The organism is Nocardia sp. NPDC088792, assembly GCF_044750615.1.
Classification (GTDB): Bacteria; Actinomycetota; Actinomycetes; order Mycobacteriales; family Mycobacteriaceae; genus Nocardia.
The window spans coordinates 520,356-543,044 of record NZ_JBIVKC010000007.1 but is presented as its reverse complement, the minus strand read 5'-3'; the positions used below and the strand labels follow the sequence as shown (position 1 = coordinate 543,044).

Genomic DNA, 22,689 nt, shown 5'->3' with positions numbered 1-22,689 from the left:
ACCATCGGGTCAGCCCAGTAGTTCCGATTTGCGGCCGCTCCAGGTCACCACGAGTTCGTCGCGGGCGCGGCTGGCCGCGACGTAGAGCAGGGAACGTTCGCGCAGCAGCGCCTCGGCCTGCTCCTCCTCGGGCACGGTGTTCAACGCGACCTTGGAGGGGACGTGGGATTCATCCACGCCGGCGAGGATCACCCGGGAGAACTCCATGCCCTTTGAGCGGTGCATGGTCAGCACCTGGACGTGCCCGGAAGTGGCGGGATTGTCGTCGAGTGCCCGGGCTTCGATGCCGCGTTCACCCAGAGCGCGGACGAACTGGGTGCGATCGTTCTGGCCGCGGGTGAGGACGGCGATGGTCGAGGGCTCGACCTTCTGGTCGAGCCACCCCCGCACCCGCTTGGCGACCTGTTCCAATTCGTCGAAGCTGGAATTGGTCTGGAGCAGATCCGGTTTCGGCCCCTTGCGCGCCGACCGATAGCCCGTGGTCGATTCCTCGTCGCCTTGCAGGTCCTGGTACTGGCCGCCCTGCAGGATCTTGACGGCGAATTCCAGGTTCTCTTCAGTGGTGCGGTAGTTGAGCGTCAGCCGCCGCGAGCGGCCAACGATCTTGATCGCCATCCGGCTCAGTACCACCGGCTGCCCGTAGATGCGCTGGTGTGAATCCTCGGCGATGAACAGATCATTGGGGCCTTCTGCCACCAGTGCCCGCAGCAGCGCCCAATGCGTCGCATGCAGGTCCTGCGCTTCGTCTACGAGGACGTGGTCGGCGACGAAAACACCATTGCTCGCACGTTCTTTCAGATACGCGGCGGCGAGCGCGAGCACCTCCGGGAAACTGAGGCTGCCGTCGGCGCGGCTCTGCTTGCGGAAGCCCTCCACCAGTTTCCACACCGCGATCCGCTGCGGCCGGCTCAACCGCACGCCGCGGCCCGCCCGCGCCACCTTCGCGTACCCCTCGAGGGTGGTCACCTGATTGGCGAGAACCACGGCGACGTACTCGTTGTCGAGGAACGCCGGGGTCGCCAGCCGATGATCGAGACCGCTGTTGACGGTCTGCACCACATCCCGCCACATCTTGTCCTTGTTGGTGCGGGCGGAGGTCACCTCGATGGGGGACCCGAACAGCGCCGTGGATGCTGGACCGAGATCGCCTGCCCGGCTGAGGATGTCACTGGCCAGCTTATCGATGCCCTCGACGTACACACCCGGGTCGCCTGGTTTGCGGGCGATCGTGATGCCTGGTTCGAGCACCTTGAGATCGGCTTTCAAGCCCATGGCGAGGGTCTTGTTGAACGTCGTGAGAATGATGCGGGCCTGCGGATTACGCTTCCACAGGTTGCGGGCTCGATGGATCGCCACCACCGTCTTGCCGGTGCCCGCCCCGCCAGATAGCCGGAACGCGCCGTTGTAGTCCTTCTCCGCGTAGGTCCGCTGCTCCGGATGCAGGAATGTCCGCCAGGCCGCGAAGTCGCCGCCCTCTATGACCCTGCGTAACTCCTCGGTGTCGTCGATGTAGGTGAACTGCATCTTCGACACCGGGTGGTCGAGGGCCGCGATGATCTGCGAGTCCTCGTCCAGTGTCTGGTCGACGGGATTCTTTGTAAGAGAGAGCTTTTCGCGAATGGTGTCGATGCTGACGCCCAGTGCCAGCTCGAACAGCGCCAGGCCCTGCCAGCTGCCCGCCGCCTCGGCCTCTGCAGCGAGATCGTTGATGGCGTCCTCGTCCATCGCCGTGTGCGCGCGCTCGGCCAGCACCGCATCTAGCCCGAGCCGTTCGGTCAGATCCTCAAGGGTATAGCCGATCCCGACCAGGAACGGCTTCCTGGTCTCGGCAACGGCTTTGCCGAGCCGCCCGTCGGGATCGCGGACGACGGAACGCTTTTTGCGGTCGGCCTCGCCGTTGAGCTCACCGATGATGCCCTCGAGCGTGCCAGTGATCGGATTGACACGCAGCGTCGACAGTTCGGCGAGAGTGTTGGCCTCGTCATGGTTCCATGTGCCCATGTAGATATAGGTCGTGTCGCCGCCTTGCGGGTCGATCCGGAACAGGACGGCCCGGTACTGGAGATCGACCCGGCCGGTGCGGACTCGCGCGTCGGCGGCGCCCTTCATCGGCTCGATGTGCAGCCCGGGGGCGGTGTCGTCGGCCTGCAGTTTCTCCAGGAAGTCGTAGACTTTGCGCTTGACGGATCCGTCCAGCTTGCCCATGGCTTTGGTATTGGTCGCCATCACGATATTCGGCATTACATCACCCCGTTCGATTTCAGGACCGCCACGATCTGTTCCACGTCCGGCGGGCAGATCGTCCACCCGAGGTCGGACATGATGCCGGCGGTTTCGGCGTTGTCGTAGATCAGCACCCCGACCTGGCCGTCCGGCCAGCCGAGGTCGACGACCTCGCCGTTATCGGCTTCCAAACCCATTACCGGAGCTGGAGTTCCGGCCTTGGCCAGTGCGAGCACGAGCTCTTTCTCTGCGGCCGAGACTGTTTCGTCCAGCACCCGTTGCCACTCAGGAGCGAGATGAGCTCCTGTGGTGACTCCCGATCTGTCCGGTGTGGAACTGTCGGCTGCGAGCAGTGATCGTGTAGTGACGGTGTTGGTTTCGCTGAGCCCGAACCAATTCGACAGCCGGACCCATTCCTTCCAGGCTCGGCCGCCGTGAGCTTCGAGTTTCCGCTCGCGGTCATCGAGTGCGAGAACGGCGGCGATATCGCCGGTGTCGGGCCGCATCGCCGCGGTCACGGTCAATGGACCGTCGGAGTAGGACCAGCAGGCGTAGGTACCGGGCGCGATCGAGGTGCTCTTGCCATCGAGGATGTCCAGCGCCCAGGCCGCGATTGCGGTGTCGTCGCCCTTGAACTGTTCGCTGCGCACGAACATCAACGGTAGCCAGCGTCCGACCTCCCGCCACACCGTGTCATCCGGGTCATTGATGAATTCGAGCAGCTGGGTGAGAGGGTCGGCAGTGGTGAAACGCCTGAACACTTCGGGCTTGAGCTTGCCCAGCTGCATGGTCACCTTCGCGGCCTGTTCCAGGAACCAGGGCGGCTTTACCGCCTCGTTGCGCTTGAACCGCTGCAGGTCCTCGTATCCGAACGACCAGACGATCACATGTCCGGAGCGCAGCATCGCACGCTTGTGAGCATCGTCGGCGACCCGGTTATTGTCCTGAACAGCGTGGAATTTCCGGCCATCGGCGAAGATCGCGATATCCGGGATGTTCGCGTCGAGAGTGCTCAGTTCGAAGTCCGGTACGACATTGCCCATCTGCGGCTGCGGGAACAGGGTCCAGGTGCGGATCTTCTTACCGGGCACGGTGATCGTCGCAGACGGCGCGTACGTGCCGGGCTTCTCCTTGATCGTCGCCCCCATGGCGCGGAGCCGATCTAGGAAGGCAACGTAGAAATCCCGTTCCAGCGGGGACTCCTCACTGCCGACCTTTTTACCGGGCTCTTCCCGGGTCATCGACTGCTGCCAGGTATCCCAGTCGGGTTCGGTATCGCCCTTCGCGTCCAGGAGAGTGTCGAGCACGTTCAGTGCGGCCTTGCGGGAAACCTTGTCGAGCGCATGCGGTGGTGCGAACGGCAGCAGGCATTGATGGCAGGCTCGTCGATCCTGTTGCGCGCATTCACAATTCCGGCATCGCTCGCGGGCGGCGACCAGTACGGACCACACCTTCGCCGCATCGGCGAACTCGGCCAGATAGCCGGTGCCGCCGGGCACGGTGTCGTGAATGAGCAGTGCGTGCTGATTCGGCGCGTGCAGTGCATCCGTAATGGTGGCGACGTCCAGATGTTCAGGGGAACCGCCGATGACCTGGCGCAAACCCAGCAGAATGGCCGCGCTCAGACTCGGATACGCGAACACGTCGAATTCGAGCCAAGTCGGCAGGTGCAGCAACACCGCCTGGGTACGCAGCGTACGGGCGAGGGCGATCTCCCGAACGTGCTTCTCATCGGTGGCGGTGCGGTATTTGCACCAGGCGCGGTGCTCGTGCGCATGGTTCTGTCCGGCGATTCGGTCGAGCCGGCCGCACCCCGAGCAGACTCGGAACAAACCGCTGGTCGTCTCCTCGCCGGCGATGGTGCGTTTGCTGCCTTGCGAGGTGCGCCGCCCCATGTTCAGCCAGCGAATATCCATGCTGCGCAGGTATTCCGCACCGAAATCGCGATCGGTCACGAACCAGCGGGACGCGATATTGTCTGGGTCGATATCGGCCGCGGTGAGCACCGTGAAAGTCTCACGTCTGCGTTCGTCTCGGGAATCGCCGATCGATGCCTCGTCGCGTCTGACCTCGGCGGAGACCTTCGACATCTCCACGACCTGCAATCGCTGGCTGATGTCTGCGATGGCGCCGGTATGGCAGCGCGGGCACTGGATCGGGGGTGGTGTCTCATCGCTCGCGGGCACTATCGATGCCCAGCCGCATTGTGGGCAGAGCCGCCAGGTGTGGATGCTCGACTCACCGGGGCCGAGATCGATGGCATCGATCTCGACAGCCAACCCTTGCGCGTAAAAGGTTGAGCCGGGGGCCAATTCGGTGAGTGCGACGCGGGAACCGCGGCGGTAGGTGGCGGTATCTCCGGTGTATTGGTTCGTGTCCGGATCGATCCAGGTGATACCAACATCGAGAGTCACCGAATCATCGAGCAAGGTGTAGTTGGGCAGCACGCCGTAGCGTTCGAGAACGCCCACCCAGTGCTCGGTGGTCAGCTCCCTGATGTGATTGCCCAACAGGCGCAGAGTGCCGCGTGCGGTGCGCAAGTCGCGGTGGTCGTCGTCGGTGGCCGCCGGCGAATTCGCGCGTTTCTCGAGTTCCGGGATGATGGTGTCGACCGCGGTCCGGCGTGAAGTCAGTTCTGCGACGTCACGATTCCAGCGGTGCACGGCCTCGCGCAGGTTAGCCACCATCGGGCCAGGTGCGCCGCCTGCAGTCGGGGTCGCCCAGCTACGCAACGCATCCCGGGCGCCGGTGTCGAGCAGCTCGCCGAACTGCGCGAGGAATCCGTCGACGAGATTGTCGGCGTGCTGATCTGCGATGTCGATGAGCGCTGCCATCCAGGTGCCTTCATCGAAACTGCCGAGAACGGCGCGTGCGTTGCCTGGGTCCTGAGCGCCCGGCGCTCGCGCGACAAGGTCGACGATGTGCGCCACGTACTGCCGCTGGAGTATCTCCTCGGCGGTCAGGAAGGTGGCGGGCGGGCGGACATCACCCTGGATGACCGACGTCGGATCGTGCAGCTTCGGCAGATGCTCACCGCGCCCACGCACGAATGCCAGGACCAGCGAGTTACCGGTCAGACGGCCTGCGCGGCCGACCCTCTGCAGGTAGGAGGACACGCTGCGAGGCATGGAGCCGAGCATCACGGTCGACAAATCGCCGATGTCGATACCCATTTCGAGCGTGGGCGTCGCGACCAGCACATTGGGTGCGGTCGGGTCGGCCGTGGTGCTCTTGAACTTGGTCTCGTATTCCAGCCGGATCTCGGTCGGCAGCAGGGAGGTGTGCTCGCGGGCGACCACCCGCTTCATCTCGGAGGAGTCGTACAGCCTGCGGTAGAAGTTCTGTTTACGTGGTCCGCGACGCAAGGTGCCGGGGCATCGCACGAGAAGGCATGGGGCGCCGTCGAGTTGGTCCACGACCGCGATCGTGCCCGGATTGGGGGTCTGGCAGACATCGCATACCAGCAGGTGCCTGGATTCGATGAGATCGTCGAATTCCGGGACGCCGACCAGGATCGCGTCTTCGCTCAGTTGATACGCGGTCAGGTCCCTCTCGGTGGACACCGCGCTCAGGATGCGTTGCTCGGCCAGTACGGCGAACAACGTCCGGGCCAGGAAGCCGCCTTCGAACGGGGAGACATCCAGGCACTGGGACGCCCATCTCGCGTACCACGACGAGGGGGCGGTAATCGCATCGAAGCCTTCGGGAACAGTCCTGGATCCGATCGCCGGAAAGGCCGGGGCCGGTCGGCCTTTGGGGAAGGCGGGCATGCCCTGGCCTTTGGGGCGACCACCCCAGATCCAGCGGCGGTTGGCGTCCTTCGCCACGAATCGATCGAGCCACTCGTGCCGGATCGCGCCCTGCGTCCGCATACGCTCGGCCGTGCCGCGTACCCATCGGGTGATCGCTGCGGGATCGGACCCGGATTCGGTGTCGCCGGTACTCATCTGGTGCTGGGTGGCAGCCACGGCAGCCTCGCCCACACGGACAATCCGATCGGCGTCGCCGAGGTCGACCTCAGCGACCACACTGCCGGTCAGCTCCAGAGTGCGGCCGAGCCGAGACTGCAGGCCGAATTCGAGGTCGATATCGAATTGCAGACGACGCTTCACATTCCGCAGGGCCTTGCGGCGGTCCGGCCCTGGGGGGTTGGGCTGCCAAAAGGCCGTGAATGCCACGTGTTCCACGATGTCGGGAGCCAGGAGATGATAACGGCGCGTCGCATCCTCGCCGGCTCGATCGACAACCCGTTCGCACAGTTCGGTGAGCGTCATCATCTCGCCGCCGGATACGGTGTTCGACAGCGCATTTCGCAGCGTGGAGCGCAGGCTGAGCGTGTGGGAGCGGGCCTGCACGAACCCCGCGCGATGAGCCGCGTCCTGCACGCTGTCGGTGAACATCAACGCCTTCTTCTCGACGGTGTCGAGCTCGGCGTCACCGAACAGGTTCGACAATGCCACCGAGAGCTGGGTCGCTACCGCGCTGCCTAGGAAGCGAATACCGTCAGCGCTGCCGCAGGCGGGGCATACATCTTTCTGCGAATTGGCGTCTGCTTCTGGGCCTACCAGCGCAAGGACCGGAAGCGTACGGCCTTCGAGTACCTCGATGCTCTCGGGATCCGGTGTTTCATCACTGATTTCACGATCCTCGATGCGTAGCCAGCGCAACCCCTCGACGTCCTGACCAATCTGAGCTTCGGCAGGCGCGGAGATCAGCGCGCGGAACCGATTCCCGCCGGAGGCGTGATAGGCGCGGACCGACTCGTCGGCCGAGTCGAGCGCGCTGCCGGTGGGCGCCAACCGGACTCCCCATCCGGAGCGGCCGCAATGCCGGCAGAAGACAGCTGCCTCGAATTCCTTACTGCGATTGTCGACCGGACCGTCATCGCCCCAGTGGTATTCCGTGGTGGCCGACAGCGCGCGATCGATCCGGGAGAGCTCCCGAATCCACAGGTGCACATCGACATTCAGCGCATCGCGGCCGAGCTCCGTCCGTAGATGTGAGAGTGCGGCGAGAACGTACGAGAGATACCGCTGACGTGCTGTACGGGCGTTCGGGGTATCGGGTTCTGGCGCTGGCAGGAGTTCTTCTGCCAGGTCGGCGATCGAGGTCGCATTGATCGACCTTTCGAGCAACTTGATGATCGTCGCGTGGCTCTTCAACAGGTCCAGTTGCTCTACGGAGTCGAGCATGCGCAGATCGGCAATGACCCGCCGCAGCCCGTCACCCGGATCATTGACGCGTTTGAACATCGTGGCCAGCACACCCGCGGTCAGCGTTGCGTTCGAGGGCGCCGTCCGCGCGAAACTGTCCAGCCACTCGACGATTTCCTCGAATGCGGTGGGCCGATTCTGCCGCCACAACCCATCCAGCGCGGAACTGCGGTCATCCAGCCACTGCTGGACGGTCAGTCGCGTCTCACCGATCGCGGCGGCTTCGTCGAACACCTCACCGAACACGGTGTGCGCGAAATCCAGCATCGCCGTGGGGGATTCCTTGGACCCGAGCGTGGCGGAGGTAGCAACCGGCGTGATCTTCCCCATCGGACGAGACCGATCCTCGTCCGTCACCGCCGATTCCCCGGTCCAATACGACTTCACCGCCAGCCCGAGCCGGCGCAGCAACATCGCGACATCGGTACCCTGCGCGCCGTCATAAGTATGGAACTCATCCAGCACCACATACTGCAACGACTCCGCCGACTGCCGCCACATAGCCGCCCGATCCGGACGCAGCAGCAGATGATCGAGCATCTTGTAGTTGGTGAGCAGAATATCCGGCGGCGAATCATGCATCAGCCGCCGATCACTGATAAGCCCCTCCGCCGACACGATCGTCCGCCCACCTGACGACTGCTCACCCGTATAGAGCCCAGCCGTAACCCCCGCCAGCCGCGAATCCTTCGCAATAATCCGCGCCAACCGCAGTTCCTGATCATTGGCCAGCGCATTCATCGGATAGATGATCAGCGCCTTCATCCCCGCCACACCGGCCTTCTTGGCCCGCAACACATGATCGAGAATCGGATATAGAAACGACTCAGTCTTACCCGACCCGGTCCCCGTCGTCACCAGCGTCGGCAGCGGCCGCCCCCGAAACTTCGTCGACAACCTCTCAAACGCCTGCGCTTGATGCTGATAAGGCACAAACCCATCCGGCAACCAATCCAGATGCATCCCCCAATTCCCCCGCGCAGGCGCAAACGGCAACCGCAGCCGCACATACGCGCCCTTGAACATCCCCGAAACCGGATCCCCAATAAAATCCGACAACGCCCCCTGTGCATCCGGATCAGTCAGCGCGAACGTGGTCGCCAAATAATCGGTCAACCCCTCCCGCAGCCGCTCGACCTGCAAGGTGGGAAGCAGCGCCCCCATGATCGAAGTCATCCCCTTCTACTGAACTCGAAACCCTGAACTCGAAGCGCATTCACATCGGAATGACTGTGCTCTTGCGCCTTCGTCTCATCGCCTGTCGTCTTCGACCAAGGCAGAGAAGTACTTGTGCGCCAACTCCATATCGCGCTCCCGATCCACGCCGATGAAAGGCTCCTGATAGGTGATGCCGTCCACGGTGAGGTCAGCGGGCTTCAGCGAACCCTTCTTGCGGTATTCCGACGCGAGCTTGGTGGGCAGCTGGCGGCCGGTGGCGTCATAGAGGGCCTCGCGCTCATACCGTTGCAACACCGGAAACTGGGTGCGATAGATGGTAAGGAACTCCGCGGCGGTGATACCGAGCATCACCGCGACAATGGCATCAATCTCCACCATCGCCTGACGGCGATCGACAGCTTTGCGGAGGGGAGTATGCCATGCCCAATCGCGTTCGACTGCACCAAGTTCTGTTATACCCGAGTTTGAGACGCTACTGCCTGGCACCCAGCAGTCCGCCGCCCAGGCGGGGGAGTAGAGATGGGACCATAGGGGTGCGTATGGATGGACTAGGCAGTTGAGGCGCAGGGTTCGTAGGAGAAGATTCGGTTCCAAAAGATGATTGCGAATAAGTGGAATCTTCCCTAACGCTGAGGTCTTGATATGTCCAACGCTCATCACCTTGATCAGAAAGTCGGCTATTATCGAGCTGCTGAAGGCTGCCATTAGCACGAGGTCTGTGCTGGAATCCGTTGTAAGGGATAGAATTCCGCCTACGTGTGTAGTGCCCGGCGCGATCAAGGCTGAATGGAGCGTCCGCGCTGTGGCTGGATCGCACATCTCGCGCCATGCGAGGCGGAAGAAGGATGAGCTGGGTTCGCCATTCCATTTCGGGTACGCAGCTTGGTAATCGGCGAGCGGGCGGGCGACCTGGTAGTTGGTGCGCGGGATGAAGGTTTCGGGAATCGTATCGAGGTCGATGGCCGAGTAGTCGAGGTTGTTCCGCATGGACGAGTTGCCTTGTTGATAGATTGGGCAAGCGACTGTGAGGTGAGGGCCCTGCAAGATCACCTCCTTCCAGTCTCCCGGTATTGCAGAACGTGATTCGAAGTGGCCGAGTTTGCGATCTGCGGATTCATGCCATCCGCCGGTCCACTCAAATCCGGTATCCCCGAGGCGAGGTGCTGTCGCGATCTTGTCGAGTACGGCGGCGCTTGCGCGATTGACTGGGTAGAGCATGCGGGCTTCGGTGGCGGGCGTGTCGGGCTCGTCGATTAGTGTTGCCCACCTCGCTAGTTCGGCCTCAGTGACCTCGAGGATGCGTTCCACATGTGGTCGAACATCCCAGTTTCCTTCCGGGTCCTTGATGCCGGGAACGAGGTCACTGCCTTGGTGCCGGAGAGAACGGGCTGGGACGTCGGGGTGATAGAGGGCTGCGCCCTGCAGGAAACGTACTTCCGAGTCGTCTCCGTACACATGCACGCCGTACTGTCGGGTGTGATTGATTTCCGAGAAAAGCCTAAGTTCGTTCCGAAATTGCCAGTGCCGACGAAGTTTCCGATATGCGGCTCGGCGCAGGCCACCGGCTCGCGTCTCGGTAAAGTGGCTCTCCGGATGTATGAGCGAGACGATCCCGCGCCTTGAGGACGACCGCCACGTACGTTCCATGAAGCAGCGGTACAGATCTGGCTGTAGCCCTACCAGCAACGGCCGGTCGATCTCAGAACCGAGATGTCGGCTGTTCCCAGCCTGATCTGCGCGTTCCTCTAGCAGAGCGGCGCGAATTTGGTTCTGGGCGAGCAATTCGCCTGCCCTTACCCGTCTTTCGCTCTCTGACGGCTTGTTCGTCAGCTGCCACCACGGATCGAATTCCGCTAGCACCCCGGCCTCATCCCAATCCGGTCTCACCCACGGCGGATTGCCCACCTGGAGATCGAATCCGCCATGCACGAACACTGGTGCGAAATCAAGTTCCCATTGAAAGAAACCCGCCCGGTCGGCGATGTCACGAACCACTATGAGCCAAGGGAACTTCCGTGCGGTGATTTCAGCCGTCAGCGCTCCGGCGAACAGCAGATCGTTCTTCTCCGCCACGTCGATTTCCTGCCACGTGGAGTCCCGCCCGATGCTCAATTGCCCGCGTCGTTCGGCGGTGGTTTGCTTCGGTGCGATGCCGAGGATCGCTTCCAGTCCGCCGACCCATGTATCCCAGTCCGGCGGTTCGATATTGGTGGTCACTGGCCACGACCAGATCGCCGACCAGGCGTCCATCACTTGCCGCAAGCGTAGATAGGCTCCATCGGGGTTGTGCAGGACCTGTTCGATCTGTTCGCGGGTGACGGCGGAGGTGTGGGCGACCGGTTCGGACTCCCACAGGTGGGTGTCGCGGCGGATCTCGGATTCGGCGATAGTGAGGCGGCGGAGGGTGAATTCCCAAAGGGTTTCGACGCGTTGTGCCAGAGCGGTGAGCCGTTTGACGATCGTCTTACGAGGGGATTTGCAGATCTCGTTACGCCACAGGCGCAGTGCTTCGCGCTGGTCGGGGGCGTAGCTCTTGGCTTCGGCGGTGTCGATGACCGCGCCCCAGCCCTCGGCCGGCAGGAGGAAATGGTGGATGCCAGCTCCGATGTCGGTGCCAAGGGGCACATCCTTCGGAGTCGATTTCAGCCAAGCTTTATTCGCGAGTTCGGTTGGGGCATATACCGCGTGGCGTGCGCCGATGAGGGAGTTACCGCGGCGCAGGTGAAGGCCGAACCAAGGGGCCTGGAGGCCAGCGACCATGGTGTCGAGCCAGAGAGAGATCTCGGCGAGCTCGACTGCGGTGGCATTCAAGTCCACGCCGTAGACCTGGTGGAGGGCTATGTGGGCCTTCACCTTTTGGAGTTCGGTGGGGTACTTGTCGGCGTCTATGACCTTGCCAAGGTCCTCTTGCTTGCGTTTGAGGTATTCGGCGGCGAGTTGGCGGACGGCTTCGATGGCGAAGGCGCCGGAGCCTAGGGCGGGCTCGCAGATGGTTAGTTGGAGGATTTGCTCGGGGGTGGTGCGGGTGTCGTTTTGGTCGAGGAGTTCTTCGAGGGCCTGGGAGACTACGAATTTCGTCAGGACTTCGGGGGTGTAGTAGGAGGCGGATTGCTGGCGTTCGCGGCCGGCCAGGCGGAAGACGAAGGTGCCCTTGCGGTGGATGACGGGGCGGGATTCGTGGGTGTCGGGGTCTTCGGCGCGGACGAAATCGGATTCGGAGAGGTGGTCGGCGCGGTGGGTGGGGACTACCCAGGAGCCCTTTTCAGGGTCTCCGTTCTTGGCTACCTCGTAGAGGTCCTCTTCGGCGAAGAAGCCGGTGTAGGACATCAGGCCCTCGTAGACGGCGCCGAGTTGGTTGATGCCGAGTTCGGCGTAGCTGATGAAGCCGCGGTCGGCTCCCTTTCGGCCCTTGCTCTCCTTGGTGAGTAGCAGGTGTTCGAGGACCCGTTGAACGGCCTCGTTGGAGAGGCCGACGTCGCTGATGAGCTTGGTTGCCTGGGGGCGAAACAAGTCCGCGCGCAGCGGGTTGAATTCGAGGCCGGGTGCCGGGTCGTCGGGGTTGTGTTCGCGGACTTTGGGGGTGTGGCCGTTCTCGACCAGGTCGAAGAGTCTTTGGAGGGACTCGTAGAGGTGGGTGCCGGCTCGGGCGCGTTGGGAGACGAGTTCGGTGAGGGTGAGTTCGCGGAGGCGGTCCAGGCCGTAGCCTTCGTCGTATTCGGGTGCGCCGGTAGGTAGGACACGCATTTCGGGGGAGGCTTCCGCGTAGAGCAGGAAGAGGATGCGGTACAGGAAGCGCAGGGAGTGTTTGGCGAGCTCCTGGCCGTCGATGCCGTCCATCGTCTCGCCTTTGGCGCGACGGCGTTCCACCACGTTGTTGGCGATGATCTCGATGGACAGCCGGATGCCTTCACGGAGGTCTTTCGAGACACCTACCGTGTGCTTGACCGAGTCCTCCAGAACGCCGGCCCACCAGATGTGCCCGTCGGCGTCTTCTTTCAGCGCCTGATATCCGAAGATTGCGGCTGCTCTGTCGATTTCGCCGCCACGCGCCTCATGCTTGCGTTCCACCACGACCAGTAGATCGACCGCCAGGTATCGGCCTTCGGCCCAGCGTTCCGCCTCGGCGAGCAGCGTCCACTGCCCGGCCTGCACCACAACGAAGGCGGGTGGGGCATCCGAGCGGAAGGCCGCCGATACCGCCTTCGACACCGATTCGATCGGCTTTCCGTCCTCTGTCGCCGCGGCGATCAGTCGTCCTTCATCCGGATCGAGCAGATCCTCGATCGAAGAGACCGGGTTGGCTTGCAGGAATAGCACATTCGGGACGCCAGGCAGTTGGGCTTCAGGAATCTCCAGCTCGGATCCGGCGCGTTCCGAGACGAAGTGACTGAGTTCTCCTTGGTATCCCAAGGCGCCGCGGACCTCGGCGTGCGCTTTGGGCGCGGCGTCAGGATTCTCGACCAAGGCTGCCAGGTCGGTCTGTAGATCTCGACAAGCTGCGAGCAGCGAGCTGCGAACCGTGGCTCGCCCCTCCTTCGCTTCGGCGTCCCAGAGCTTGCGCAGCTCCATCACCTTGCCGTGGAAGGACTCCTTCACCGAGTCGGTGGTGAAGTAGTGCTCGCTGATCCAATCCTCGCCGATGACGATGGAATCGAAGGAGGCCACGATCACTGATCCTTATCGGGAACGATCACGAGCAGCGGTCGTACCAGCTGCTGTGTGGGGGCGAGGGATTCGGCGAGGCGCTGTTCTTCGGCGATGCGCTGGGACAGCTTGTCCACCTTCTTCTTCTGATTGCCGAACAGCTCCAGCTGCCCGGCGTCGGTGTACCAGCGATCGGCGCGTTGCCGCCATCGTTCGAGTCGCTGTTCTGCGAATTCCTGCTGCTTGTCGAGCGTGACCTTCATGGCCTTGGTGGCATGGTCGACCGCGACCGGGATGAGGGGTCGATACCGCTGCGGATCGGCGACGGCGCCGGGGTTGGCCGTGCCGGGCTTCAACCCGGTATCAGTGGTGAGGAAGGTCAGGTCCTCACGGGCTTCGACGAGGCAGAATCCCGGATTGCCCGGATTCGGGAATTCCGCTGTGGAGAAGACTCGGGAGACCAGTTGGCCACGCCGATTCATGAGTGTGCCCATCAACAACACCGTCGGGTCGTCGACCGCCCCGCGAATCACGAAGATCTGGTTGCGGCCCAGGGCGCTCAACGCGCGATCACTGGCCCAATCCAGCACTGGATGCAGGGGGCCGAGGAAATGCGCCTCGGGCCAGGTCGTGTCATGAATGCCCCTGCCCTGGCGTGCGGCCCACAGCTGGGCATTGCCGATCTGCGGGGAGGTGGCCAGCTTGAGCCGTTCCAGGACTTTGCCTTCCTGGAGGTAGTTCTGCGGCAGCTGCCCGAGCCGTTGTTTCAGGTCCTTCGTCGGAATCAGTTCGGCGATACCGTGGTTGGCGTGCACCGACCAGCCGATGCCGCCGGCGGCCGGGTCGGCGTGCGGGACATCATCGAACGACGCGCGCAATGCTTCGTCGAGGAAGCTGATGTCATCGGGGTAGAGGCTCTGGCGTGGTTGCTCCGGCGGCGTGGGCGAATCTTCCTCGATCAAGTCGAACTGGGCGAAGAATGCGTCCACATCATCGCCGTCGAGCACCTCGTCGATGGTCCGCACCTGTTGCTCCAAGGTCGACTTGCCCGCGAGTACCTCGCGGATTGCCGATTCCTCCTCGCCGACACTGTGTTTGCCCATCAGTGACGCCACATCGCCCAATGTGGTGTGGGCTTGGGTCTCACGTTCGAGCAACCGCGACAGCACCCGCAGATCGCCGGAGAACTCCGGATCCGACGGCTCGAGGATCAGCGAGGAGATCACCGGCGGGTGCTTCTGCCCGTATCGGTCGATGCGGCCGTTCCGCTGTTCGATTCGGATCAACGACCACGGGATGTCGTAGTGAATGAGGTTGTGGCAGTGGGCATGTAGATTCACGCCTTCGGAGGCCACATCGCCGGTGACGAGTACCCGGATCGGGGAGGTTTCCAGTTTGAAGTTGTCCACGATGGTCTGCTGATCGAGGTCAGAGAGCCCACCGTGCAGCATGACGACGTTTTCCGGTTGCAGACCGAGCGCGCTGGGCAAGGCCTCGGTCAGCCACTTCAAAGTGGCGATGCGTTCACCGAACACCACTGCACGCATCGATGACTTCGGGCCTACTCCGATCTCTCTCAGCCGCTTGATCAGCGCGGCCCGTTTGCCGGCCGAGGCATCGAAGGCCTTGTCGTTCAGGTCGGAAAGAACATCGAGCGCCGACAGCTCGGTGCGCTGCTCCGGACCGTGCGGGCCGCCCTTCTCACGAAGCCTGTTGCGACGTTGGTTGATCGATTCGCGCAAGGCGGCGGGAGACGACAGGAAAGCCTTCGCCAAGGTCCATGGGAACAGCGCTTTGGTCTCGCCGGAATACGGTGATCGGCCGCTGAGCGGATGAAGCCAGGTCTGCGAGAGTTCCTGTGCAACATCGTCTTCAGCAGGTGATGGAGTGATCAGCCGGTGCACAGGCTCCGCGCGCTCGGCCCAGTCACTGCCGACCTCCGCCGACACCTCCGGGTGATGCCGGTGCCGGCGAATCAGCAGTCTGGAAACATCCTCTTTGGTGAAGGTGCCATCGGCGGCGACCGCGGTCGGGTCCAGGAGCCGTAGCAGCTCGGCGAACGACTCCTCGCGGCCATTGTGCGGAGTCGCCGAAGCCAGGATCAGCGCCTCGGTGTTCGGGGCGAGCACCCGCGCCAATTCGTTGTTCTGCGTACCGACATTGGTGAGGTTGTGCGACTCGTCGATCACCACCGCATCCCAATGCTGACGTGCGAGATGAGCTTTGTACCGCGGACTCTTGAGAGTGTCGATCGAGATGATCGCCCGCTTGTAGTACGTGAACGGGTTGCGCGTGGCCGGAAGTCGCTGCCGCACCTTCTGGATACCGGCCGAGTCGAGCCTGACGAACGGTAGCGCGAAGCGGCACCACAGCTCATGCTGCATCTGTTCGAGCACATGCTTCGGAGTGACGATGAGTATGCGTTCACCGCGTCCGCGCCGCACCAGCTCCGACAAGATCATGCCGATCTCGAGCGTTTTGCCCAGTCCGACGGCATCCGCCAACAAGATTCGGGGCCGGATATGTTGAGGGTCAAGCGCTTTGGCCACCGCTGCTCGCTGGTACCCGAGTGAGTCCGCGAGCATGCGGGTGGAGACCGTCAGTGTCTGATCGCCGTACGGGAACGGCGTCTTACGCAGTAGCGACTCGAGCCAGAGGCGAGCGTCACGGTAGCCGGACGATCCATCCGCCACGACCTCGGCGTCCGAGGGATCGAGCACCTGAATCGTGTCGAGGCTTTCATAGAAGGCCGCAGTGGTGTCGGAGACCAGTTCGGACAACCCTCGCACTCGCACCAGACATCCGTCCGCCCCGTTCTCAACCGAGGTGACCAGCCACTCCTCATCACGAACCACGACTATCGAGCCAGGCGCAACATTTAGATCGCGTTCGTCGGCAACGGTCATTGAATGATGCTCCTGAATAGCTCGACGGTCCGAAGATTCAACCTAGCGCCGTACCTGCGCGGCCAACCGAATCTGGCACGATATGTCACTCGAAAGTCAGTGGCGGAGAGGGGGTTTGTTGGATCAAATAGAATTGTGGTCAGGGCTATGCGTTCCTGAGCCGTGCCGATCGTCCCCAACACTCGCGCAGACCCCTTCCTGAGACAGGCAAGGCGCCCAGGCTATTCCGGGAGCAACGTGTTGACATCGGTCGGTGAATCGGTCACTGCCGGCCCGGCTTGCCTCGCCAGCCCGCAACGAGGTGACTATCTCGCGGTCGGATGGTGTTCGGCCGTAGTTGATCTCGAAGATGAGGTTCGGCCGACAACTCATGGAATCTGTCGTTGAGATCGGCTACGGTAGCCGCAGCAAGCTCGCGAAGCGCGATTGCTGCCTCGAATTCATCAGTGCCGCCGGTTGGATGGCGGTTGGGGAGGGATCATCGTTGATCGCGTCGGCGAATCAGTATCCGGTACACGAACTTCTCAGTCCGGAGAACAAGGTCGTCTATCAGGTGCCTAAGTATCAACGGGAGTACTCCTGGAGCCGGCAGCAGTGGGACAATCTGTTCGATGACCTGCTCGACGCGGCCGGTGCCGATGCAGAACACTTTCTCGGCACAATCATCTGTGTTAACCAGACCCACGACGCCACAACCGAATCCGTGCTCGAGTTGATTGATGGTCAGCAGCGCATGACGACGCTCTCGCTACTCCTTGCGGCGATCTATGGCTGTCTGCAAGAGCACTGCGCCGAGTTCGATGACGATCGGCTCACGGATCTGACAAACCTGCGCCGTCAATTGGTGCTGTCGGATCCACCTCGACCTCGGCTGCGGCCCCAGATTCAGAACTCCAATCGTGACGACTATCTGAACGTCTTGGACCGTGCCGGGGTGCAGATCAAGACGCCGAAGGTACTGAACCTCGGTAACCGGCGGATTATGAAGGCATTCAGGCACTTCGGCAACCGGATCACCGAGCATGCCGAGCAGTCGAGTACCTCCCGTGTGGATGTCGCACTGGAAATGCTCAAGCGGGTGAAACAGGCGGTGCTGGTCAAGCTCGAGGTCAAGAGTCATTCTGATGCATTTGTTCTGTTCGAGTCACTCAACAATCGTGGAATGCCGCTCACTCCAATCGATTTGATCAAGAACAACTTGCTGAAGACCGCCGATGGTCGTCCGGATCTCGGCCTTGACGAGGCATTCGCTCGCTGGAACGCGCTGCTTGTCGAGCTGGGGGACGACTACACCAACCAAGAGCGATTCTTCCGGCAGTACTACAACGCTTTCAAGACCTCCCTCCCCGTGGTTGCAAATGCTCCGGTTGCTACTCGCTCGCGCTTGATCCGAATTTACGAAACGCTGATCGCAGCAGGTTTGGTCGAGTTCCTCGAAACTATTACCGAGGCTGGTTCCTACTACAAGCGCATTCTCGGAAACCTCGACGATGAGGATGTGCGCACCAGCCTCGACGATGCCATAGCCGCGCTATCGCGCGCTCAGGGATCTCCCTCGCACATCTTGTTGCTGTTTCTGATGCGCCGCCGTGCCGAATTGTGTTTAGCCGAGGCTGACCTGGAACGGATTACCCGCCGACTGGCCAGTTTCTTCGTTCGCCGCAATCTGACCGGAATCCCACAGACCTATTCCTTGACCGCACTGTTCATGGACATCATCGACCGCATCGGTGATGTGCGAGGAGCCGAGGTCGAAGAGGTTGTGCGAGAGAGCCTTCGGCGTGTGTCTGCCTCCGATGAGCAGTTCTTGGAGAAGCTGTCCGGGCCGATATACGACGAGAACGCAGATGTTGCCCGGTTCATCCTTGTCTCGATTGCGGAACAGGGGACTACCCGTGAGAACCGGCCTGATTTCTGGGAACGCGAGTCCAACCACTACAAATGGACCATCGAGCACATCCTGCCGCAAGGCGAGAACTTGCCGCCCGAGTGGGTCGAGATGTTGGGCGACGCGACAAACGCCCGCCATGTTCAGCAGATTTACGTGCATACGCTCGGAAATCTGACTCTGACCGGATATAACAGCTCGCTGAGCAACAAGTCGTTCGACTACAAGAAGGACCGTCTCGATGGCAACGGCAACTACATCGGCTTCCGCAACGGTCTGCGGCTGAACGAAGATGTCGTAAAGGCAGACCGGTGGACCGATGTCGAGATCAAAGCACGGACTGCGCGCCTCGCTCATCAGGCTCTCGAACTATTCCCGATCTGATCGAACGGGACTGCCCCGAGTTCGGTTGACCCGGCGTTGTGGGTGCGTTCGGTGCGAATATCGATGCGGCGGAAGGGATTTCTGGCAGGATGTTCGACTGTGACCCGCTCCACCACTATCACGATCAACGGCAGCTCAACCCCGATCGCCGATGATCAGATCTTCCTCGCTACCCGTGACCAGGTCCCGGACAAGATCCAGACTTACGCGGTCCTCGTCAACGACCGGCTCTGGCCGCCGATTCAGCTGATCACACTCGCGACCGGGATTCCGGGGACGTCCGGGTCGGTCAACAACTACAACTCGCATACTGCATTGAAGGCGCTCGACGAACTTGGTTTCGACACCCTCGAACGGGTCGAATACAACATCCTCGGCAGGGTGGATGTTCGCGAAAGTCGCAAGCGCGCCTAGCGTTCGCGGCTTTCACTCACTCGCCCGTCAACGCCATCACCACGTTCTACGGCGCATGGAAGCGCTCCCGCCGTGCAGCAGAGTCGGCAACCAGCTGCCGGAGGTGTTCGACGGTCATTGCACCTGTCTATCAGCGGAGCCGCCCGTCCCTACCCATCGGTTGCGTCGAACACAATGGTGCCCAGAGCTTCGTCGACTCCGGACGCATGCGGTCGGTTCTGGAGAAGGGGATCGTTGAGGTATCCCGTGTTCATGTTCCACTCGGCTGTGACTTCGTCCAGGGACGGTGCCCCACCTCGCCACGGCGATCCGGAGCCGGGTCGGATGTCTCTACGCCCGAGAGCCCATTCGTACGCGGCGATCTGGCCGGCGCAATAGTCGTCGTTCGGCGATTTGCCAAGACTCGCCAGTTCTCCCTCGATGGTGGGAATCGGCGATCGAAGGGCCGGCGGCGGCAGGATCTGGAGCGCGCGTGAAATATCCAGTGGATCGGCGCCTGTGGTGCGCGCTATGGCGAGGGCGACGCTCCCGGACGAGGTCAGCAGCGGACGGTCGGCAGGGGTGAGCCAAAGGAAGGGCTTGTCGGTCCGCGCGTCGTTGCGCCACAGCTGGAGAAAGTAGTAGCCGAGCTCCCAGCCCCAGAGGCTCTGGTGTTCCCATCCATCCAGCCAGACCGCGGCTGTGAACTCGTCCCCCGGCCGGTGCATGAAGTACCTCGCTTGATCCAACAAGGGCATCCTCCCTGTCGCCTGGCTGTTCACCGTGTGGTGACCGCCTCGAACCTATGTCGTACCTTCTCGTATTGAGGTGAATTGCTCAAATCTGTTGTACGGAAACATATTTTGCGTAGGATTTGGCAGTTGAGATGTCGTCCGCAAGACCACCGCGAGCTCACACGAGGGACGCCGAACATGCCGATGGATCGGGGCTATATCGAGAACATCGAGGATCGCATCGTTGAGCGCGCTATCGATGGCCTGCTCGATGGGATGGCGCCTCGTCCGCAGGTGCATTTCATTCTCGAAGATCAATCCGAGCCTCATGTCGGTTACGCACTGACGCGGCCTTACTACAGAGGGACAGACGCGCATACGGCGATCGCAGGGCTGGGCCGTGCGGCAGCGGCGCTGTGTGTGACGCAGATCGTGGTTTTGTGGGAGGAGTGTGACCTCCGCGCCTCGCTGGTGGGTCCAGGCGATCACCCGGATTCATTGGTCACTGTTGAGGCGACCTTCGACGTGCATCTGCTGACATCGCGGCCGTACAGGTCGGTGTTCGGGCCCCCGGGAAGGCTCGGAGTGCCCACGGTGTCTCCTCAATGGGGGCGGGCCAGTCAGCATCCTGACGCTCGGTTGCCTGGTCCGATCGCAGATCTACTGACAACCTGGCGGACACAATTGACGCTATTGGATCCGGGCGAGGAGCTTCGCTCGATGCAAGCATCGGGCTATGAGTTCCGTTGGTTCGTGTACGAGTAGGCTCGTTGCGCTACTGTCTCGGGCCATCGTGCCGACATCAGGATCGATTGGAACGATGATTCGATCACCGCGCTGCTGCTGGATTGCGGTCCTGAGGCGGGGCGAGATCCAGAACAACACTTACGCCGGATGTTGCGCCGGACAGAACTTCAGATGGATGTCGCCCGCAAAACGGACTCACGCCGTATGGCCGCGTGGGAGCTGTTTCGATGAGGCGACTCTCGCAATCCTGCGAGAGTCGTTGGAATCCAACCTGATTCAGATCGAAAAGTGGGTGTGCGGCCGCGCGAGCTCGAATCGTCAGGCCGTGCGCAGTGGCCACTCACCGTTGACGTCGCTCGCGTCCTTACCGGAGCGGCGCAGCCACGCGGCGAAATCGGTTTGCCGGTCGTGGTGCCAGGCGGATTGCGCGGTCATCAGCTGGGGTGCCGTGAGGCGTGCGAGTTCGGCGGGGTAGTACTGCGCGAGTATCCGAGTGAGTTCGACCGCGGCGGAGGCATCGTGTGCGGCGTTGTGTGCGGCGCCGAGGATTACACCGTAGTGGTCGCAGGTCACCGTGAGTGTGCGCTTCCCGCGGCGGTATCGGTCCAGCTCCCGGTCGATGACGTAGGGGTCGGCGATCGGGCCGCAGACCAGGGTCCGGTAGCCGAGCCGCCGGCCTTGCTGATCGATGACGGTCATGTCGTAGCTGGCGTTGTAGGCGACCACGATATGACCGAGGGCCCATGCTCGTTCGAGCCGGTTACGCAGGTCGGCGTAGCCCAGCGCATAGTCCAATCCGTTCAGCTGTGCGGCTGCCGTCGTGATGCCGTGGATTGCGGTGGCTTCCAGCGGAATTTCGATACCGGGGTCGAGTAGCCAATTCGTCGCTTCGTGGCCGTCCACGGCGCGGCTCACGATGCAGGCGGAGACAATTCGAGCGGTCATCGGGTCCGGGCCGGTGGTCTCGAGGTCGAGGCCGGTCAATGGGTGGTCGGTCCAAGGGATCGTCATCGGGTGTCCTTATCGGTATGCGTGGTTGGGGCGGTCGTGTGTATTCGTCGGGGAAGGTAGCCCCGGGCGAATTGCTCAGTGCGGCAAGGGGTTAAACGCTCAACGGCTAGTGGTCTAGTTGTCGGTATGGCATGATGCCCGATCATGTCCCGCTCGACACTCATCACGATCAGTGGCGCTCAGGTTCCGCTCACGGACGATCAGGTCTTTCTCGCGACTCGGGCGCAGCAGCCAGAGCGGATTCAGACCTACGCAGTTTTGGTCAACGGCACTCTGTGGCCGCCCATTCAGCTCATTACCCTCGCCACCGGTACCGCGGGAAAAGTGAACTCTGTGGCTAACTTCAACTCCCACACTGCTTTGAAAGCGCTCAGCGAGTTGGGCTTTGACACCTTCGAGCGTGTCGAATACGGCGGCAGCGGCCAGGTCGTCGTCCGGGAGAGCCGGAAGCGGACGCTGGACAGGCAATCGTGATCTGTTCGGCCGGTACGGCGTCGGTCAGGCCTCGGGCCGTACATCGTTCCAAGGGCGCATTGTCACCGTCGGCATCGACTCGCCGGCCTTGATGTTCAGTTGCCGGAAGTCGGTGCCTACCACCCATGCGTTCCACGCCTTGAGGTAGAGGTGGAGTTGGTTGCGTGATCCGTCGGCCTTTGCGGCGGACTTGCCCGCGGCCAAGCGGAGGATGATGTTTCTCAGCATCAGGCGTGGATCGTGTTCGGTGAGATTGGCTCCGGTTTCCAAGCCCTCGATCCATGCATGCTGGTCGATGTCCGGTCGTGCGGAGCACGTCAGGTAGTGGCCGACGGCGGCGGCGGGCACCAGGATTCGAAAGGCTCGGTTCAGGGATTTCGCCAGCTCCACCGAGGCCCGCATGGCCGGATGGGATGCCAGGAACTCGACTATCTGTTCGTTGGTGACCTGGGAATTCGCTCCGGTCCATGCGGAATTCGGTGCTGTGGTGTAGAGGTGATAGACGCGGAGGGCCGATGCCAGGGGTGCGGCATTGTCCTCGCCCTGGAGGCTCAGCACATCTCGTGCGCTGCGTTTGCGGCCGGTATCCAGAACGGCAAATGTGCCCGGTTCGACGCCGTGCGAGACCAGCATCCGTACGGTGCAGCCACTTTTCACTACGGCGGCAAGCCGATGCTGACCGTCGACGAGCACGCCGTTCGTGTCGAAGGCGATGCCCTGATGGGTGTGCAGCCACTCGCCGCGTTTCATCGCCTCCGCGAGTTGAGTGACCATCATCTTGCTCATGGGGCGGTTGCACGTGTTCCGGTCGAGCCACTCGCTTGCCAGTTGCGGTGTGACGTTGATGGTTTCGGTGTAGAACCCGATGGTGTCCATTTGTTGCTTCTCCGATC

General features: G+C 62.3%; 11 protein-coding genes. 4 read left to right on the top strand and 7 right to left on the bottom strand.

Annotated elements, in window-relative coordinates:
- Nucleotides 1-9: 9 nt before the first annotated feature.
- The 4 genes from ACIP5Y_RS42390 to ACIP5Y_RS42375 form a co-directional block, all read right to left on the bottom strand.
- Nucleotides 10-2,241, bottom strand: a complete 2,232-nt coding sequence (locus tag ACIP5Y_RS42390) for a 3'-5' exonuclease (RefSeq protein ID WP_400358906.1) — start codon at nucleotides 2,239-2,241, stop codon at nucleotides 10-12.
- Nucleotides 2,241-8,612, bottom strand: coding sequence for a DEAD/DEAH box helicase (locus ACIP5Y_RS42385; RefSeq protein WP_400358904.1), 6,372 nt, complete (start codon nucleotides 8,610-8,612; stop codon nucleotides 2,241-2,243). Before ACIP5Y_RS42385 ends, ACIP5Y_RS42390 begins: the two co-directional genes overlap by 1 nt.
- Nucleotides 8,613-8,687: 75 nt before the next feature.
- Nucleotides 8,688-13,280, bottom strand: a complete 4,593-nt coding sequence (locus tag ACIP5Y_RS42380) for an Eco57I restriction-modification methylase domain-containing protein (protein ID WP_400358902.1) — start codon at nucleotides 13,278-13,280, stop codon at nucleotides 8,688-8,690.
- A gap of 2 nt (nucleotides 13,281-13,282) precedes the next feature.
- Nucleotides 13,283-16,165, bottom strand: a complete 2,883-nt coding sequence (locus ACIP5Y_RS42375; RefSeq protein WP_400358901.1) for an SNF2-related protein — start codon at nucleotides 16,163-16,165, stop codon at nucleotides 13,283-13,285.
- Nucleotides 16,166-16,535: 370 nt separating this feature from the next.
- Here ACIP5Y_RS42375 and ACIP5Y_RS42370 point away from each other — a divergent pair, with 370 nt between their 5' ends.
- A complete protein-coding gene (locus ACIP5Y_RS42370; RefSeq protein WP_400358899.1) occupies nucleotides 16,536-18,437 on the top strand; it encodes a DUF262 domain-containing protein in 1,902 nt (633 codons plus the stop codon).
- Nucleotides 18,438-18,536: 99 nt separating this feature from the next.
- Entirely contained in the window at nucleotides 18,537-18,851 is a 315-nt protein-coding gene (locus tag ACIP5Y_RS42365) for a hypothetical protein (RefSeq protein WP_400358897.1), read from the top strand.
- 149 nt (nucleotides 18,852-19,000) lie between these two features.
- Here the strand turns inward: ACIP5Y_RS42365 and ACIP5Y_RS42360 are convergent, their stop codons facing one another.
- The gene (locus ACIP5Y_RS42360; RefSeq protein WP_400358895.1) at nucleotides 19,001-19,582 is read right to left on the bottom strand and encodes a hypothetical protein; all 582 of its coding nucleotides are present in this window, start codon (nucleotides 19,580-19,582) and stop codon (nucleotides 19,001-19,003) included.
- Between the two features lie 180 nt (nucleotides 19,583-19,762).
- Here ACIP5Y_RS42360 and ACIP5Y_RS42355 point away from each other — a divergent pair, with 180 nt between their 5' ends.
- Nucleotides 19,763-20,329 carry a hypothetical protein gene (locus ACIP5Y_RS42355; protein ID WP_400358893.1) on the top strand — a complete coding sequence of 189 codons (567 nt, stop codon included), beginning with the start codon at nucleotides 19,763-19,765 and terminating at the stop codon, nucleotides 20,327-20,329.
- Between the two features lie 300 nt (nucleotides 20,330-20,629).
- On the opposite strand, the gene ACIP5Y_RS42350 is transcribed toward ACIP5Y_RS42355, so the two are convergent.
- Nucleotides 20,630-21,322, bottom strand: coding sequence for an exonuclease domain-containing protein (locus ACIP5Y_RS42350; RefSeq protein ID WP_400358892.1), 693 nt, complete (start codon nucleotides 21,320-21,322; stop codon nucleotides 20,630-20,632).
- 144 nt (nucleotides 21,323-21,466) lie between these two features.
- On the opposite strand from ACIP5Y_RS42350, the gene ACIP5Y_RS42345 reads away from it, so the two are divergent.
- Nucleotides 21,467-21,796, top strand: a complete 330-nt coding sequence (locus ACIP5Y_RS42345) for a hypothetical protein (protein WP_400358890.1) — start codon at nucleotides 21,467-21,469, stop codon at nucleotides 21,794-21,796.
- Between the two features lie 24 nt (nucleotides 21,797-21,820).
- Here ACIP5Y_RS42345 and ACIP5Y_RS42340 read toward each other — a convergent pair whose 3' ends face one another.
- The gene (locus ACIP5Y_RS42340) at nucleotides 21,821-22,672 is read right to left on the bottom strand and encodes a hypothetical protein (RefSeq protein WP_400358889.1); all 852 of its coding nucleotides are present in this window, start codon (nucleotides 22,670-22,672) and stop codon (nucleotides 21,821-21,823) included.
- Nucleotides 22,673-22,689 lie beyond the last annotated feature (17 nt).